The organism is Nocardioides sp. zg-1230 (genome assembly GCF_013155335.1).
Classification (GTDB): Bacteria; Actinomycetota; Actinomycetes; order Propionibacteriales; family Nocardioidaceae; genus Nocardioides.
Window position 1 is genome coordinate 113,610 of sequence record NZ_JABJQZ010000004.1, and the last position, 15,216, is coordinate 128,825.

The following is a 15,216-nucleotide window of genomic DNA, read 5'->3' on the forward strand; positions in this document are numbered from 1 at the left end:
GAGCCCCCAGTGGCTGAGATGTTCTACGACGACGACGCCGACCTGAGCCTGATCCAGGGCAAGAACGTCGCGGTGATCGGCTACGGCAGCCAGGGCCACGCCCACGCGCTGTCCCTGCGCGACTCCGGCGTCGACGTCCGGATCGGGCTGCAGCCCGGCTCGAAGAGCCGCGACAAGGCCGAGGCCGAGGGCCTGCGGGTGCTCACCCCGCGCGAGGCGGCTGAGGAGTCCGACCTGATCGTGATCCTCGCCCCCGACCAGCACCAGCGAAAGCTCTACGCCGAGGAGATCGAGCCGGCCCTCACGCCGGGCGACACCCTCGTCTTCGGCCACGGCTTCAACATCCGCTTCGGCTACATCACCCCGCCCGAGGGCGTCGACGTGTTCATGGTCGCCCCCAAGGGCCCCGGCCACCTGGTGCGCCGTGAGTACGTCGACGGGCGCGGCGTGCCCGTCCTCGTCGCGGTGGAGAAGGACGAGTCCGGCAAGGCCTGGGACCTCGCGCTGTCCTACGCCAAGGCCATCGGCGGCCTGCGCGCCGGCGGCATCAGGACGACCTTCACCGAGGAGACCGAGACCGACCTGTTCGGCGAGCAGGCCGTGCTGTGCGGCGGTGCGTCGCAGCTGGTGATGTACGGCTTCGAGGTGCTCACCGAGGCCGGTTACCAGCCCGAGGTGGCCTACTTCGAGTGCCTCCACGAGCTCAAGCTGATCGTCGACCTGATGTACGAGGGCGGCATCGCCAAGCAGCGCTGGTCGGTCTCCGACACCGCGGAGTTCGGCGACTACGTCTCCGGCCCCCGCGTCATCACCCCCGAGGTGAAGAAGAACATGGAGGCCGTGCTCGCCGACATCAAGAACGGCGCCTTCGCCGAGCGCTTCATCACCGACATGGACAACGGCTCGCCCGAGTTCACCGAGTTCCGCAAGAAGGCCGAGAGCCACCCGATCGAGCAGACCGGGCGTGAGCTCCGCAAGCTGATGGCCTGGGTGAAGTCGCACGACTCCGACTACGTCGAGGGCAGCTCCGCTCGCTGACGCACGACCCGCATCAACCGCCGTACGGCGCGTCGGACAGGACGAAATTCCTGCCCGGCGCGCCGTTTCGCGCGTACGAGTCTCCGTGTCCGCGAATTCGTCCTGTCCGACACGCCGTCCACGCCCCTCGGGACCCTCCGCCGCTAGCGTCGAAGCACCACGACGAGAGGCGAGCAGATGATCCTGCGCAGATGGCGGGGCGCGGTCCGGGCCGCGGACGCGGAGGCGTACCTGCGTCACCAGGACGGGACCGGGGTGCGCGACTACCGGTCGACCGAGGGCAACCTGGGGGCGCTGGTCCTCAGCCGCGATCGCGGCGACGGCCTGGTGGAGGTGGAGACCGTCTCGCTCTGGCGGTCCATGGACGACGTACGACGCTTCGCAGGCGACGAGCCGGACCGTGCGGTGTTCTACCCGGGGGACGACGACCTGCTCGCGGAGAAGGACCTGCACGTCGACCACTTCGACGTGGTGGGTGCGGACCTCGACCCCCGGCTGGTCGCACCGCCCGAGTAGGCGGGTGGTGCTGGCTCCCGGGACCTGGGTGCGCGACGATGCGGGCATGAGCAACACGACCGCACCCGCGTCGGGGCTGGAGCAGACCCGCCGTCTCGGCGTCGAGACGACCGGCATCGAGATCATCGAGGAGTCCCAGCGGACGGCGCGTCCGCGCGACCTGTTCTGGCCGTGGTTCGCGGCCAACGTCTCGGTCTTCGGCATCAGCTACGGCTCGTTCGTGCTGGGCTTCGGCATCTCGTTCGTCCAGGCCCTGGTCGTCACGGTCGTCGGCATCGTCGTGTCGTTCGCGCTGTGCGGGATCATCGCGATCGCGGGCAAGCGCGGCTCGGCGCCCACGATGGTGCTGAGCCGGGCGGCGTTCGGTGTCAACGGGCAGAAGGTGCCCGGGGTCGTCTCGTGGCTGGTCTCCATCGGCTGGGAGACATTCCTCGCGATCCTCGCCGTGCTCGCGACCGCGACGATCTTCGCCCAGCTCGGCTGGTCGGGCGGCACCACGACGCAGGTGGTGGCCACCATCGTCGTCGCGCTGCTCATCGTCTCGGCGAGCGTGGCCGGCTACCACGTCATCATGCGCATGCAGTCGGTCCTGACCTGGATCACCGGCATCGCCACCATCGTCTACGTGGCCCTCACCCTCGACGAGATCGACTGGTCGGCGGTCAGCGCCATCCCGGACGGCAGCGCCCAGCAGATGGTCGGCGCCCTCGTCATGGTGATGACCGGCTTCGGCCTGGGCTGGATCAACATCGCCGCCGACTGGTCGCGCTACCAGCACCGCGACGCCCCGGGCGCCGCCATCGTCGGCTGGAACACCTTCGGCGGAGCGATCGCGCCCGTGCTGCTGGTGATCTTCGGGCTGCTGCTCGCGGGCTCGTCGGACACCCTGTCCGCGGACATCGCCGCCGACCCGATCGGCACGCTCGGCACGCTGCTGCCGACGTGGTTCCTGGTGCCGTTCCTGATCGCCGCCATCCTCGCGCTCGTCAGCGGCGCCGTGCTCGGCATCTACTCCTCGGGCCTGACCCTGCTGTCGCTGGGCGTGCGCATCCCGCGACCGGCCGCGGCGTTCGTCGACGGCCTCATCCTCACCCTCGGCACGATCTGGGTGGTCTTCTTCGCGGAGGACTTCCTGGGCCCGTTCCAGAGCTTCCTCATCACCCTCGGCGTCCCGCTCGCCGCGTGGGCGGGGATCATGATCGCCGACATCGCGCTGCGCAAGCGCGACTACGACGAGGCCGCCCTGTTCGACCCTGCCGGGCGCTACGGGTCGTTCGACTGGACGTCGATCGGCACCATGGTGGGCGCGTCGGTCCTCGGCTGGGGCCTGGTGGTCAACAACTTCGCCGCCGATGCGGCCTGGAACAACTGGCAGGGCTTCCTTCTCGAGCCGCTGGGCCTCGGCACCTACGTCGACGACCCGGCCGGCCCCTACTGGGAGGGCAACTGGCCCTACGCCAACCTCGGCGTGCTGCTGGCCCTGGTCCTGGGCTTTGGCGTGACCTACGTCGCCCGCCGCGCCAAGGTGCGCCGCCAGGAGTCCTGAGCCGCGACACGCCCGGGACTGGCCGTTGAGTCTCCTGGAGACTCACTGCCCAGTCCGCTCGGGAACACGCAGGTCACACGGCGTGTTGGGCTCGGCGTGAAGATCGAGATCTGGTCCGACGTCGTCTGCCCGTGGTGCTACATCGGCAAGCGTCGCATCGAGAACGCCCTGGCCGACTTCGAGCACGCCGACGAGGTGGAGGTGCACTGGCGCTCCTACCAGCTCGACCCGGGCGCGCCGACCGAGCCGACGGAGAGCACGACGACGATGCTGGCTCGGAAGTACGGCCAGTCGCCGGACGGCGCCCAGCAGATGCAGGACCGGGTCGAGGCGGTCGCGGCCGAGGAGGGCCTGGTCTACCGGCTCTCGCAGACGCTGCACCTCAACACGGTGGACGCCCACCGCCTCATCCACCTCGCCCACCAGCAGGGTGGCAACGAGCTCCAGGGCCGCGTGAAGGAGGCCCTGCTCGCGGCCTACTTCACCGAGGCCCGCAACGTCGCCGACCACGACGTGCTGCGCGACGTCGCTCGGGCGGCCGGTCTCGACGCGGCACGCGTCGAGGAGGTCCTCGGCTCCCGCGAGTTCGAGGACGACGTGCACGCCGACGTCGCGCAGGCCCAGGCCTACGGCGCCAACGGGGTGCCGTTCTTCGTGGTCGACCAGAAGTACGGCGTCTCCGGCGCGCAGCCGACCGAGGTCTTCACACAGGTGCTCGAGCGCGCGTGGTCGGAGTCGCACCCCGCGATCGAGGTGCTCGCCACGGGCAGCGCGACCGGGCAGGAGTGCGGCCTGGACGGCTGCGCCATCTGAGACCTACTGCGACTTGACTCCCTGAGCGGCCTTCTCGGCCGTCGTCTCGATGCGGGTCGCGCGGGTCTCCGGGCGCTTGGCCAGCACGATCCAGGTCAGGATCATCTTCTGCGCGGACGCCGACCACGACTCCCAGTGCTCGCGTGACCCCGGATGGCGGTCGAAGGCGGCGGCCAGGTCGTCGGGGACGACGCGGTCCTCGACCTGGTCCATCAGGGTCCACATGCCCGTCTCCTTGGCACTCGCGATCGCGGCTGCGCCGGCGGGCTCCATCAGGCCGGCCGCCTCGAGCCGGGCGACGCGCCCCTTGTTGATGCGGGTCCACATGCTGCCCCTGCGGCGCGGGGCGAACCACTGCATCGACCGTTGCTCGTCCACCGGCCTGGCGGTCGAGTCGACCCATCCGTAGCGCAGCGCCTCGAGGACGGCCTCCTCGTAGGAGAACGGCCGATCGGTGGCTTTGCGCGGACTGACCAGCCACACCCCCTGCGGCTGATCGTGGTGCTCACGCAGCCAGGCGCTCCACTCCTCGACCGTGCCCGGCTCGAGCCGCTCCGCGTCGTCCATCACGCCCATGGAGCGATCGTAGGAGTGCCCTCCGACACTCGGCCCGTGCCCGGGGCCCCGCGCGACACCTGGAGAGTGGGACAGGTTCGTGGGCCGGCCGACTCGCGAGTAGGGTGGGCCGGGCACAGCGTCGTGCAGTCCCGGACACACCCTTGATTCTCCGCGAGGACCCCGCTGTGAACGCACCTGCACCCTCCACGCCAGCCCGCCCGGTCGTGCTCATCGCCGAGGAGCTGAGCCCCGCCACGATCGAGGCGCTCGGCCCGGACTTCGAGATCCGCAGCTGCAACGGCGCTGACCGCGCCGAGCTCATCCCGGCGATCGCCGACGTCGACGCCATTCTGGTGCGCTCCGCGACCAAGGTCGACGCCGAGGCCCTCGACGCGGCCCAGCGCCTCAAGGTCGTCGCCCGCGCGGGGGTCGGCCTCGACAACGTCGACGTGAGGGCCGCCACCCAGGCCGGCGTCATGGTGGTCAACGCGCCGACGTCCAACATCGTCAGTGCCGCCGAGCTTGCCGTCGCGCTGATGCTCGCGGCGGCCCGCCACATCAGCCCGGCGCACGCTGCGCTGCGCGGTGGCGAGTGGAAGCGGTCGAAGTACACCGGCATCGAGCTCTACGAGAAGACCGTCGGCATCGTCGGCCTCGGCCGCATCGGCGTCCTCGTCGCCCAGCGACTCAGCGCCTTCGGCATGAAGGTCATCGCCTACGACCCCTACGTGCAGGCCGGCCGCGCCGCCCAGATGGGCGTACGCCTCGTCGACCTCGACACCCTCCTGGCGGACTCCGACTTCATGAGCGTCCACCTGCCCAAGACGCCCGAGACGGTCGGCCTGATCGGCGCCGACCAGCTCGCCCGGGCCAAGCGCAGCCTGGTCCTCGTCAACGCCGCCCGCGGTGGGATCGTCGACGAGGCCGCGCTGTTCGACGCCCTCAAGACCGGGCAGATCGCCGCGGCCGGGCTCGACGTCTTCGCCAGCGAGCCCTGCACCGACAGCCCCCTGTTCGAGCTCGAGAACGTCGTCGCCACGCCCCACCTCGGCGCCTCCACCGACGAGGCCCAGGAGAAGGCCGGCGTGGCCGTCGCCCGGTCGGTCCGGCTCGCGCTGAGCGGCGAGCTGGTGCCCGACGCCGTCAACGTGCAGGGCGGGGTCATCGCCGAGGACGTGCGTCCCGGTATCCCGCTCACCGAGAAGCTGGGTCGCGTCTTCACCGCCCTGGCCGGCGAGGTCGCCCAGCAGCTCGACGTGGAGGTCCGCGGCGAGATCACCGAGTACGACGTCAAGGTGCTCGAGCTGGCCGCGCTCAAGGGAGTCTTCGCCGACATCGTGGAGGAGCAGGTCTCCTACGTGAACGCCCCGCTCCTCGCCGCCGAGCGCGGCACGGAGGTGCGCCTGGTGACCGAGGCCGAGAGCCCCGACCACCGCAACCTCATCACCCTCCGCGGGACGCTCGCCGACGGCACCCAGGTGTCGGTGAGCGGCACGCTCGTGGGGATCGCGCAGAAGGAGCGGCTGGTCGAGGTCAACGGGTTCGACGTCGACATCGAGCCGACCGACCACCTCGCGTTCTTCACCTACGTCGACCGGCCCGGGATGGTCGGCACGGTCGGCGGGATCCTCGGCGACGCGCAGGTCAACATCGCCGGCATGCAGGTCTCGCGCCAGGGCAAGGGCGGCGAGGCGCTCGTCGCGCTCAGCGTCGACTCGGCCATCCCGGCCGAGACGCTGAACGAGATCGAGGCCGCCATCGACGCGGTCTCGGTGCGCGCGGCCGACCTGGTCTGAGGCGACCTACGCGACCATCACCCGGCCGGCGGCGCGACGCGCTGCCGGCCGGGCTGCGTCGGTGGACACGTGCTCCCACGCGGCGGCGAGACGTCGTACGGCCTCGGTGAGGTCGTCGGGGGAGGCGGTCCAGGGGATCCGGACGAAGCGGTCGAGACCGCCCTCGACCGCGAACACGGGCCCGGGCGCGACGACCACGCCGCGGCGCTCCGCCTCGACCGTCGTCGCGGTGCCGAGCGCCTCGGGCAGCTCGCACCACAGGGCGAGCCCGCCGTCGGGCACGCGGAAGCGCCAGGACGGCAGGTGCTCGCGGACGCCCGCGACGAGGGCGTCCCGGCCCGCGAGCAGGCGCTCGCGGTGCACCGGCAGCACCTCGTCGGCGCGGTCGAGCAGGTCGGCGAGCACGAGCTGCTCGAAGACCGGCGCGCCCAGGTCGAGGCCGATGCGCGCCTGCAGCAGGCGGTCCATGTCGGCGAGCGGCGCCCGCACCCAGCCCAGGCGCAGCCCGCCCCAGAACGACTTGCTCGCGCTGCCGATCGTGATCGCGTCGGGGGCGTACGCCGCCAGCGGCCGCGGCATGTCGTCGGCCAGCCCCGGCCGCAGGGCGAGCGCCTGGTGGGCCTCGTCGGCGACGACGGTGGTGCGCGTGCGGGCGAGGGTCCGGGCGAGCTCCTCGCGCTGGGCGTCGCTCATGAGCTGCCCGGTCGGGTTCTGGAAGTCGGGGATCAGGTAGGCCAGCCGGGGCGAGGTCTGGCGGAGCGTGGCCGCCAGCGCGTCGAGGTCCCAGCCGTCGGGGTCGACCGTGGCCGCGACCAGGCGTGCACCTGCGTGGCGCACCGCCTGCGTGGCGTTGGGGTAGGTGGGCGACTCGACGACGACCCGCTCGCCCGGGGCGGTGAAGGCCTGCGCCACGACGGACGCGGCGGCCAGCGCGCCGGCGGTGACCATCACCTGCTCGGGCACGGTCGGCACCCCGCGGGCCTCGTAGGCGGCCGCGATCCGCGCCTGGAGCGCGGGCACCCCGAGCGGGAAGTAGCCCGGACCGCTGAGGTAGGCCGGCAGCTGCTCGGTGGCGCGCTGGTAGGCCTCGACGAGGCCGGGCGGGGCGGAGTGAGCCGCGCAGTTGAGGTCGATGACGTCCTCGCCCCCGGTGCCCGGCATCAGCGACCGGTCGTGCGCGCGGCGCTGCCCACCCGGCACGGTCGTGAACGTGCCGGAGCCTCGCCGCGCCTCGGCGTACCCGGACTCCCGCAGCACCTCGTAGGCCCGCGTGACGGTGGTGCGCGAGACGTCGAGGGCGGCTGTGAGGTCGCGCTCGCTCGGCAGCCGCACGTCGATGCCGATCCGACCATCGCCGATGAGGACGCGCAGGCTCTCGGCGAGTCCGAGGTAGGCGGGGGAGCGCGGGAACTCACCGACGAGGGTGGCTACGCGCTGGGACGTCACGACCCGGCTCATGCAGGCCACTGTTCCATGATTGGCTATTTCGGACAAGGCCAATCGCGGGCATGATGGTGCCATGACCAGCACGACCCCCACCGGAGCCACCACCGCGACCACCCTGGGAACCGCTCCCCGCGGCGTCCTCGTCGACCTCGGTCCCGTCGCCCAGCTGCGCGCCGGACATCTTCTCCGGCGCCTGCCGCAGCTCTATGTCGGACTCGTCCTGTACGGCGTCTCGCTGGCGATGATGGTGCGCGGCGCGCTCGGCCTGGCGCCGTGGGACGTCCTGCACTCCGGCTTCGTCCGCCACGTCCCGATGACCCTGGGCCAGGCGGTCGTGCTCTTCAGCTTCGTGGTGCTCGTCCTCTGGATCCCGCTGCGTGAGATGCCGGGGCTCGGCACGATCAGCAACGCGGTGGTCGTGGGCCTCTCCGCCGACGCGACCCTGGCCGTCCTCGACCGCCCGGACGCGATCGCCGGCCGGCTCGGCCTGATGGTGGGCGGCGTCGTGCTGTGCGGACTGGCGAGCGCGCTCTACATCGGCGCTCAGCTCGGCCGCGGTCCGCGCGACGGCCTGATGACCGGGCTCGCGCGACGCACCGGCCTGTCGTTGCGGCTCGTGCGCACCGGTCTCGAGGTCGCCGTCGTGGTCATCGGCCTCCTGCTCGGTGGCGTCCTCGGTGTGGGCACGGTGGTCTACGCCCTGGCGATCGGTCCGCTCACCCAGCTGATGCTGCCGTGGTTCACCGTGGACCTGATGGCGCCTCGCGAGGGCTGACCCCCACCACCCGGGCCTCACCCTCGCGTCGCGGGTCAGCGACCGCGTCGAGCGATCCGTCGGAGCGGGTGAGCGCGGCACCGACGCCGCCGAAGTACATGGACAGCGCGTCCTCCATGCGCACCACCTCGTCGGGCAGCCCGGCCCGGTGGACGTGCACCCGGGGATGGGCCACGGCGGCGTGGAGGTCGAGCCCGCCGTTGACGAAGCCGGCCAGCGCACACACGACCGCAGTCGTGATGCGGTCGGCACCGGGCGACCCGATCGCCAGCGTCGACCCGTCGTCGTGGCGCCCGACGACGGGCGCCATGTTGGACAGCAGGCGCTCACCCGGGGCGACCTGCCGGTCGGGCGGGTTGAGCTCCTGCTCGCCGAGACAGTTGTTGAGCCAGATCCCGGTGCCGGCCGCGATCATGCCGGCGCCGTAGCCCGATGACACTGTCAGCGAGCACGCCGAGCCGTCGGCGTCGGTGACCGACACGTGGGCCGTCGAGCCCGACTCGAGCACCGCCCGGTGGTCGGCGTCGACCCGGTCGAGCCAGGCGCGCGACGCGTCGGCGAGGTCGGCGGCGACCTCCAGCACCTCGCGACGGTGTCCCAGGACGGCCCGCTGCACCCGGACGAGGTGCGCGACGTCGTCCGCGTCCCAGCCGGCCCTCGGCCGGTCCTCCATCAGTCGCAGCATGGCCGCGAGGACCACCCCACCGACCGACGGCGGCGTCGTGGTCGCGAGGCTCCAGCCGTGGACGCGGGCCGTCAGCGGCTCGCGGACCACGGGCGCGTACGCCGCCAGGTCGACGCGTCCGAGCAGGCCGCCGCGCTCGCCGACGTCCGCCGCGATCGCGTCGGCGAGGTCGCCGTCGTGGAGCGCGCGAGGGCCGACGGCCGCGACGTGCTCCAGCGTCGTCGCGAGGTCGGCGACGACGACGCGGTCCTCGGTCAGCCGACCCGCGTCGTCGTGCAGGGCTGCGTGGCTGGCGGGGTCCCACCCGAAGATCGACTCGTGGACGTGGCGCAGGTAGTAGCGCGACGCCGAGCCCAGGGTGAAGCCACCGCGGGCGACGTCGATCGCCGGCGCCACGAGCTCGGCCCACGGCAGGTGCCCGTCGCGGGCGTGCGCCTCGCCGAAGGCGGCGAGGGAGCCGTGCGTGGCGACCGAGCCGGCGCCGATCGTGATCTCCACCCCGCCGCCGTACTCCGTCGAGACGTCCCACGTGCGGGGCGGGGGAGCGTCGACGCGGCGGCCGATGCCGGGCCGGTCCATCCAGCCGTCGACGGCGTACGCCGCTCGGGCGGACGGTTGCACCGTGACGAACCCGCCCGAGCTCAGCGAGACGAGCCCGACCTCGGTGACCATCGCGACCAGGGCGGCCGCGATGGCGGCGTCGACGGCGGAGCCGCCCGCGCGGGCGACCTGCTCAGCGGCGTCCGCGGCCTCCGGGCTGGGCGCCGCGACGGCGAGCCGTCCCACGTCCCGGCGCCCGCCTGCTCAGCGCCGGGTGGCGATGACGGCGGACGCGTCGGCGGCCACCATCACCTCGACCGCGGTGAAGCGCTCGTCGGTGAGCCACTGCTCGCGGAGGGTGTCGACGCGGCCGTAGGTGATCGGGGGCCAGGACTCGCAGGGCGCGAAGTCGTCGAGCACCACGATGCCGCCGGGCTCGACGAGGTCGATGACGGCGTCGACGCCCACCTCGGACGGCGTGCCCGAGTCGAGGAACAACAGGGAGAAGGGGCCGTGCTCGCGCAGCACGCTCCAGTCGGCGGCGAGCACCTCGACCTTGGCGTCGTCGTCGAAGATCTTGGACGCCGCGCCGGCCAGCGACTCGTCGAGCTCGGCGGTCAGGATGCGCGCCCCGTTGCGTACGCCGCTGCGCAGCCACGCGGTTCCGACACCGCAGCCGGTGCCGAACTCGGCCATCGTGCCGCCCCGTGTCGCGGCGAGTGTCGCGAGCAGGCGACCGGTCTCGTTGCGGCAGAACGCGACGTAGCCGGCCTGGCGGCACACGTCGAAGGCGCGCTGGACGATGTCGGGGAGATCCGGGGGAGCAGACATGAGGCCGCCGAGTCTGTCACTCCTCGCCCGCGATCCCAGTCGATGGCCGCCCATCTCACGATCTGACACGTTTACAGAAACCCCGTGCGGCGGCGCGTCCGTCAGTCGTACAGTCGTCCCATCATGCGGAGCGTCTTCGTACTTATCGATCGCCGCGGCGAGGCCTGAGAGAGAGGCCACCTCGTCGCGGTGTTCGGCGTTGACGAGGTTCCGCCGCCCGGCCTTTCGCCCCTCCGCTGAGCGCCTGCTCAGCCGAGCTCGAAGCCACCGCCTTCGCGGCGGGTCCCTCGCAGTCCTGCGCGACCCGCACGCTCGTCGGCCGGCAGCCGGGCCCGGGCGATCCCCGACGTCCTGCTTCCCTCCCCGCCGCGGTGTCGGCGGCTTCGGGCTCACCCACCACCAGCCACACACAGGAGTGAGACCCATGTACGCGATGTATCCCGACACCTGGGGCCCCGCGGCCCACGACCCCGAGAACCCGCGCAGCGCCGAGAACACCGCGGTCGCCGTCCAGACCGCGCTTGACCTGCGAGACGGCGGCGGCCAGCGCCCCGACGACAACTAACGTTCGCCGCATGCCTGACACCGCGCAGACAGCAGCAGCCCGCGACACCGGGAGCCCGACCCTCGCCGTCATCCCCGGCGACGGCATCGGCCCCGAGGTGACCGCCGAGGCCCTCAAGGTCCTCGAGGTCGCCTCGCCGGTGAAGTTCGAGTCGACGCGCTACGACCTCGGCGCCGAGCGCTACCTCGCGACCGGCGAGGTGCTGCCCGACTCGGTGCTCGCGGAGATCCGCGGGCACGACGCGATCCTGCTCGGTGCCGTCGGCGGCAAGCCCAACGACCCGAACCTGCCCCCCGGCATCCTCGAGCGCGGCCTGCTCCTCAAGCTGCGCTTCGAGCTCGACCACTACGTCAACCTCCGCCCGTCGCGGCTCTTCCCGGGCTCGGTCTCACCCCTGGCCGACCACGTGCTCGACAAGGGTGACATCGACTTCGTCGTGGTGCGCGAGGGCACCGAGGGCCCCTACACCGGCAACGGCGGCGTGCTGCGCGGCGGCACCCCCGCCGAGGTCGCGACCGAGGTCTCGCTCAACACGGCGTACGGCGTCGAGCGCGTGGTCCGCGACGCTTTCGCCCGCGCGCAGAAGCGCCCGCGCAAGAAGCTGACGCTGGTCCACAAGACCAACGTCCTCGTCAACGCCGGCTCCCTGTGGTGGCGACTCTTCGAGCAGGTCGGCGCCGAGCACCCCGACGTCACGACCGACTACATCCACATCGACGCGGCCATGATCTTCATGGCCACCGACCCCGCCCGCTTCGACGTGATCGTCACCGACAACCTCTTCGGCGACATCGTCACCGACCTCGCCGCCGCCATCACCGGCGGCATCGGGCTGGCCGCCTCCGGCAACGTCAACCCCGACCGGACGGCCCCGTCGATGTTCGAGCCCGTCCACGGTTCCGCCCCCGACATCGCCGGACAGCAGAAGGCCGACCCGACCGCCGCGATCCTCTCCGGCGCGCTCCTGCTCGACCACCTCGGCCACGCCGAGGCGGCGGCCGCGATCGAGGCGGCCGTGCTGGCCGACCTCTCCGAGCGCGACCCCGGCACGAGCCGTCGTACGAGCGAGGTCGGGGACGCCATCGCCGCCCGCCTCTGAGAGCCCGCCGACGGGTTCTGGAATAGGTTGACCCCATGCAGATCAGCACCACCGCCAACCCCGCCCCCGTCGACGACGCCCGGCTCGCAGAGATCCTCGCGAACCCCGGGTTCGGCCAGCACTTCACCGACCACATGCTCACGGTCGAGTGGACGCCCGCGGACGGGTGGCACGCCGCGCGCATCGAGCCCTACGGCCCGCTGACGCTCGACCCGGCGACGGCGGTGCTGCACTACGCGCAGGAGACCTTCGAGGGGATGAAGGCCTACCGGCACGAGGACGGGTCGATCTGGACCTTCCGTCCCGAGCAGAACGCCGCGCGGATGGTGCGCTCCTCGCAGCGGCTCGCGTTCCCCGAGCTGCCGGTCGACGACTTCGTCGCCTGCGTCGACGCGCTCGTCGAGGCCGACCAGCGGTGGGTCCCCGACAACGCCGCGGGCGGGGGAGAGGGCGAGAAGGCGCTCTACCTGCGGCCCTTCATGTTCGCCTCCGAGGTCTTCCTCGGCGTGCGCCCCGCGCAGCACGTGACCTTCATGGTGATCGCGTCACCGGCAGGCGCCTACTTCAAGGGCGGCATCAAGCCCGTCAACCTGTGGCTGTCGGAGACGTTCACCCGCGCCGGTCGCGGTGGCATGGGCGCCGCGAAGACCGGCGGCAACTACGCCGCGTCGCTCGCCGCCCAGCGCGAGGCCATCGAGAAGGGCTGCGACCAGGTCGTGTTCCTCGACGACCAGGAGTTCCGCTACATCGAGGAGCTCGGCGGGATGAACCTCTTCTTCGTCCACCGCGACGGCAGCATCGTCACCCCCGAGACCGGGACCATCCTCGAGGGCATCACCCGGGCCTCGATCATCGAGCTGGCCGGCAAGCTCGGCCACGCGGTGGAGGAGCGGAAGTTCTCCATCGACGAGTGGCGCGACGGCGTCGCGTCGGGCGAGATCACCGAGGTGTTCGCGTGCGGCACCGCCGCGGTCGTCACCCCCGTCGGCGAGCTGCGCTCGCCCCAGGGTGTCACCCCGGCGCCCGCCAGCACCGAGCTGACCATGCGGATCCGCGAGGCGCTCGTCGGGATGCAGTTCGGGCGCGCGGAGGACACCTTCGGCTGGATGCACCGCGTGGTGTGAGCGACGACCAGTCGTCCTGCACGGGGTCCGCGGCCTTCGAGGCGCAGAGCTCGCGCTCGCTGCGCGACTTCATCCGGACCGAGTCCGGCTCCGCCGGCATGCTGGTGGTCGCCGCGCTCGTCGCCCTGGTGTGGGCGAACTCGCCGTGGTCGCAGTCCTACGTCGACCTCTGGCACACCGAGGTGTCCCTCAGGTTCGGTGACGGCGGCCTGTCGATGGACCTGCACCACTGGATCAACGACGGCCTCATGGTCGTGTTCTTCTTCGTCATCGGCCTCGAGGTCCGCAAGGAGTTCGCCATCGGCGAGCTCGTCGACCGCAGCCGGGTCGTGGTGCCGCTCGTCGCGGGCGTGATGGGCATGGTCGTGCCGGCCGCCCTCTTCCTGGCGCTCAACCCGTCCGGCGAGGCCGCCGCCGGCTGGGGTGCTGTCATCGGGACCGACACCGCCTTCCTGCTCGGCGTGATGGCGCTGGTGGGTCCTGCGGTGTCGACCCAGCTGCGGATCTTCCTGCTGACGCTCACCGTCATCGACGACATCGTGGCCGTCAGCGTCATCGGTGTCGTCTACTCCGACGACCTGTCCCTCGGCGCCCTGGCCGTCGCCGCGGCCTGCCTGCTCGTGCTGGTCGGGCTCGACCGCGCGGGGGTGTGGCAGGCGGCGCCCTACGTGCTGGGCGTGCTGGTGATGTGGTTCGCCACGCTGGAGTCCGGTGTGCACGCCTCGATCGCCGGCATGCTCAGCGGGCTGCTGGTCCCGGCGCTCGACCCGCGCCGCTCCGACGTGGAGGACGCCGCTCGCAGCTTCCGCGCGTTCCGGCAGTCGCCGATGCCCGGGGTACAGCGGGCCGCACGCCGGTCACTGACCCGCGCGATCTCGGTCAACGAACGCCTGCAGGAGGCGTTGCACACCCCCACCAGCCACGTCGTCGTACCCGTCTTCGCGCTCGCCAACGCCGGGGTGGACCTGCGCGACGGCGTCCTCGGCGACGCCCTCGGTTCGCGGCTGATGTGGGGCATCGTGCTCGGGCTCGTCGTCGGCAAGGCGCTGGGCATCTTCGCCGGCGCCTGGGCGAGCGTGCGCCTGGGCTGGGGCCGGCTGCCGCAGGGAGTCGGGCTGGGCCACACGCTGGCCGGTGGCGCGCTCTCCGGCATCGGCTTCACCGTGTCGCTCCTCATCATCAGCCTGGCGTTCGAGTCGTCCCGGCTCCAGGACCAGGCCCGCGTCGGAGTCCTGCTCGCCGCGGCCCTCGCGAGCCTGGCCGGCTGGCTGGCCTTCCGCTTCGCCGCCCGCTTCCTCGGCCAGCGCGACGCCGCCTTGCCGACCCACCTCAGCCGGCCGGTCGACCCGGCGCGCGACCACGTCGCGGGTCCGGTCGACGCCCCGCTGACCCTCGTGGAGTACCTCGACTTCGAGTGCCCGTTCTGCGCCCGGGTCAGCGGTGTCGGCAAGGAGCTCCGCGCGCACTTCGGCGACCGGCTGCGCTACGTCACCCGGCACCTGCCGCTGCCGGTGCACCCGCACGCCGAGCTGGCGGCGCTGGGCGCCGAGGCGGCGGCACGCCAGGGCCGCTACTGGGACATGCACGACGTGCTCTTCGCCCACCAGGACGAGCTCGAGCTGGAGGACCTCGCCGGCTACGCCGCCGAGCTCGACCTCGACGTGGAGCAGTTCCTCCGCGACCTCGACGACGACGACCTCGCCCGGCACGTCGCCCAGGACGTCGCCTCGGCGGAGGAGAGCGGCGTACGCGGCACCCCGACCTTCTTCGTCGGCGACACCCGCCACGTCGGTCCCCACGACGCCCGCACCCTGATCGCCGCGCTGGAGGCGTCGGCGGTGTCTCGGCCGATCGGCTGACCCGCGCCGGCCCGCGGGCCGATGC

At 72.3% G+C, this 15,216-nt stretch carries 14 protein-coding genes; 10 read left to right on the top strand and 4 right to left on the bottom strand.

Annotated elements, in window-relative coordinates; translation table 11 throughout:
* The first annotated feature begins 9 nt into the window (after positions 1-9).
* The 4 genes from ilvC (at position 10) to HOO61_RS12490 (ending at position 3,913) form a co-directional block, all read left to right on the top strand.
* Positions 10-1,038 (top strand): ketol-acid reductoisomerase, encoded by a 1,029-nt coding sequence (gene ilvC, locus HOO61_RS12475; protein WP_367650143.1) that lies wholly within the window; start codon positions 10-12, stop codon positions 1,036-1,038.
* Between the two features lie 177 nt (positions 1,039-1,215).
* Positions 1,216-1,554 carry a hypothetical protein gene (locus tag HOO61_RS12480; protein ID WP_172259049.1) on the top strand — a complete coding sequence of 113 codons (339 nt, stop codon included), beginning with the start codon at positions 1,216-1,218 and terminating at the stop codon, positions 1,552-1,554.
* Between the two features lie 46 nt (positions 1,555-1,600).
* The gene (locus HOO61_RS12485) at positions 1,601-3,100 is read left to right on the top strand and encodes a cytosine permease (RefSeq protein WP_172259050.1); all 1,500 of its coding nucleotides are present in this window, start codon (positions 1,601-1,603) and stop codon (positions 3,098-3,100) included.
* Positions 3,101-3,196: 96 nt separating this feature from the next.
* Positions 3,197-3,913, top strand: a complete 717-nt coding sequence (locus tag HOO61_RS12490; protein ID WP_172259051.1) for a DsbA family oxidoreductase — start codon at positions 3,197-3,199, stop codon at positions 3,911-3,913.
* Between the two features lie 3 nt (positions 3,914-3,916).
* Here HOO61_RS12490 and HOO61_RS12495 read toward each other — a convergent pair whose 3' ends face one another.
* On the bottom strand, positions 3,917-4,489 hold the full coding sequence (locus HOO61_RS12495; protein ID WP_172259052.1) for a YdeI family protein: 573 nt from the start codon (positions 4,487-4,489) through the stop codon (positions 3,917-3,919).
* 167 nt (positions 4,490-4,656) lie between these two features.
* On the opposite strand from HOO61_RS12495, the gene serA reads away from it, so the two are divergent.
* Positions 4,657-6,267: a phosphoglycerate dehydrogenase gene (serA, locus tag HOO61_RS12500; RefSeq protein WP_172259053.1), complete on the top strand. Its 1,611-nt coding sequence runs from the start codon at positions 4,657-4,659 to the stop codon at positions 6,265-6,267.
* A 6-nt stretch (positions 6,268-6,273) separates the two neighbouring features.
* On the opposite strand, the gene HOO61_RS12505 is transcribed toward serA, so the two are convergent.
* Positions 6,274-7,725 (bottom strand): PLP-dependent aminotransferase family protein, encoded by a 1,452-nt coding sequence (locus tag HOO61_RS12505; RefSeq protein WP_172259054.1) that lies wholly within the window; start codon positions 7,723-7,725, stop codon positions 6,274-6,276.
* A 61-nt stretch (positions 7,726-7,786) separates the two neighbouring features.
* Between HOO61_RS12505 and HOO61_RS12510 the strand changes: the two genes are divergently transcribed.
* Positions 7,787-8,488, top strand: coding sequence for a YitT family protein (locus tag HOO61_RS12510; protein ID WP_216658883.1), 702 nt, complete (start codon positions 7,787-7,789; stop codon positions 8,486-8,488).
* Here the strand turns inward: HOO61_RS12510 and HOO61_RS12515 are convergent.
* A complete protein-coding gene (locus HOO61_RS12515; protein WP_172259055.1) occupies positions 8,454-9,959 on the bottom strand; it encodes a gamma-glutamyltransferase in 1,506 nt (501 codons plus the stop codon). The genes HOO61_RS12510 and HOO61_RS12515 overlap by 35 nt on opposite strands.
* Before the next feature lie 18 nt (positions 9,960-9,977).
* Entirely contained in the window at positions 9,978-10,544 is a 567-nt protein-coding gene (locus HOO61_RS12520) for an O-methyltransferase (RefSeq protein WP_172259056.1), read from the bottom strand.
* Positions 10,545-10,968: 424 nt separating this feature from the next.
* On the opposite strand from HOO61_RS12520, the gene HOO61_RS12525 reads away from it, so the two are divergent.
* The 4 genes from HOO61_RS12525 to nhaA are packed head-to-tail and all read left to right on the top strand — an operon-like array spanning position 10,969 to position 15,191.
* The gene (locus HOO61_RS12525; protein WP_172259057.1) at positions 10,969-11,109 is read left to right on the top strand and encodes a hypothetical protein; all 141 of its coding nucleotides are present in this window, start codon (positions 10,969-10,971) and stop codon (positions 11,107-11,109) included.
* 10 nt (positions 11,110-11,119) lie between these two features.
* Entirely contained in the window at positions 11,120-12,208 is a 1,089-nt protein-coding gene (locus HOO61_RS12530) for a 3-isopropylmalate dehydrogenase (protein ID WP_172259058.1), read from the top strand.
* Positions 12,209-12,243: 35 nt separating this feature from the next.
* A complete protein-coding gene (locus HOO61_RS12535; RefSeq protein ID WP_172259059.1) occupies positions 12,244-13,332 on the top strand; it encodes a branched-chain amino acid aminotransferase in 1,089 nt (362 codons plus the stop codon).
* Positions 13,329-15,191, top strand: coding sequence for a Na+/H+ antiporter NhaA (gene nhaA / locus HOO61_RS12540; protein ID WP_367650144.1), 1,863 nt, complete (start codon positions 13,329-13,331; stop codon positions 15,189-15,191). Before HOO61_RS12535 ends, nhaA begins: the two co-directional genes overlap by 4 nt.
* Positions 15,192-15,216 lie beyond the last annotated feature (25 nt).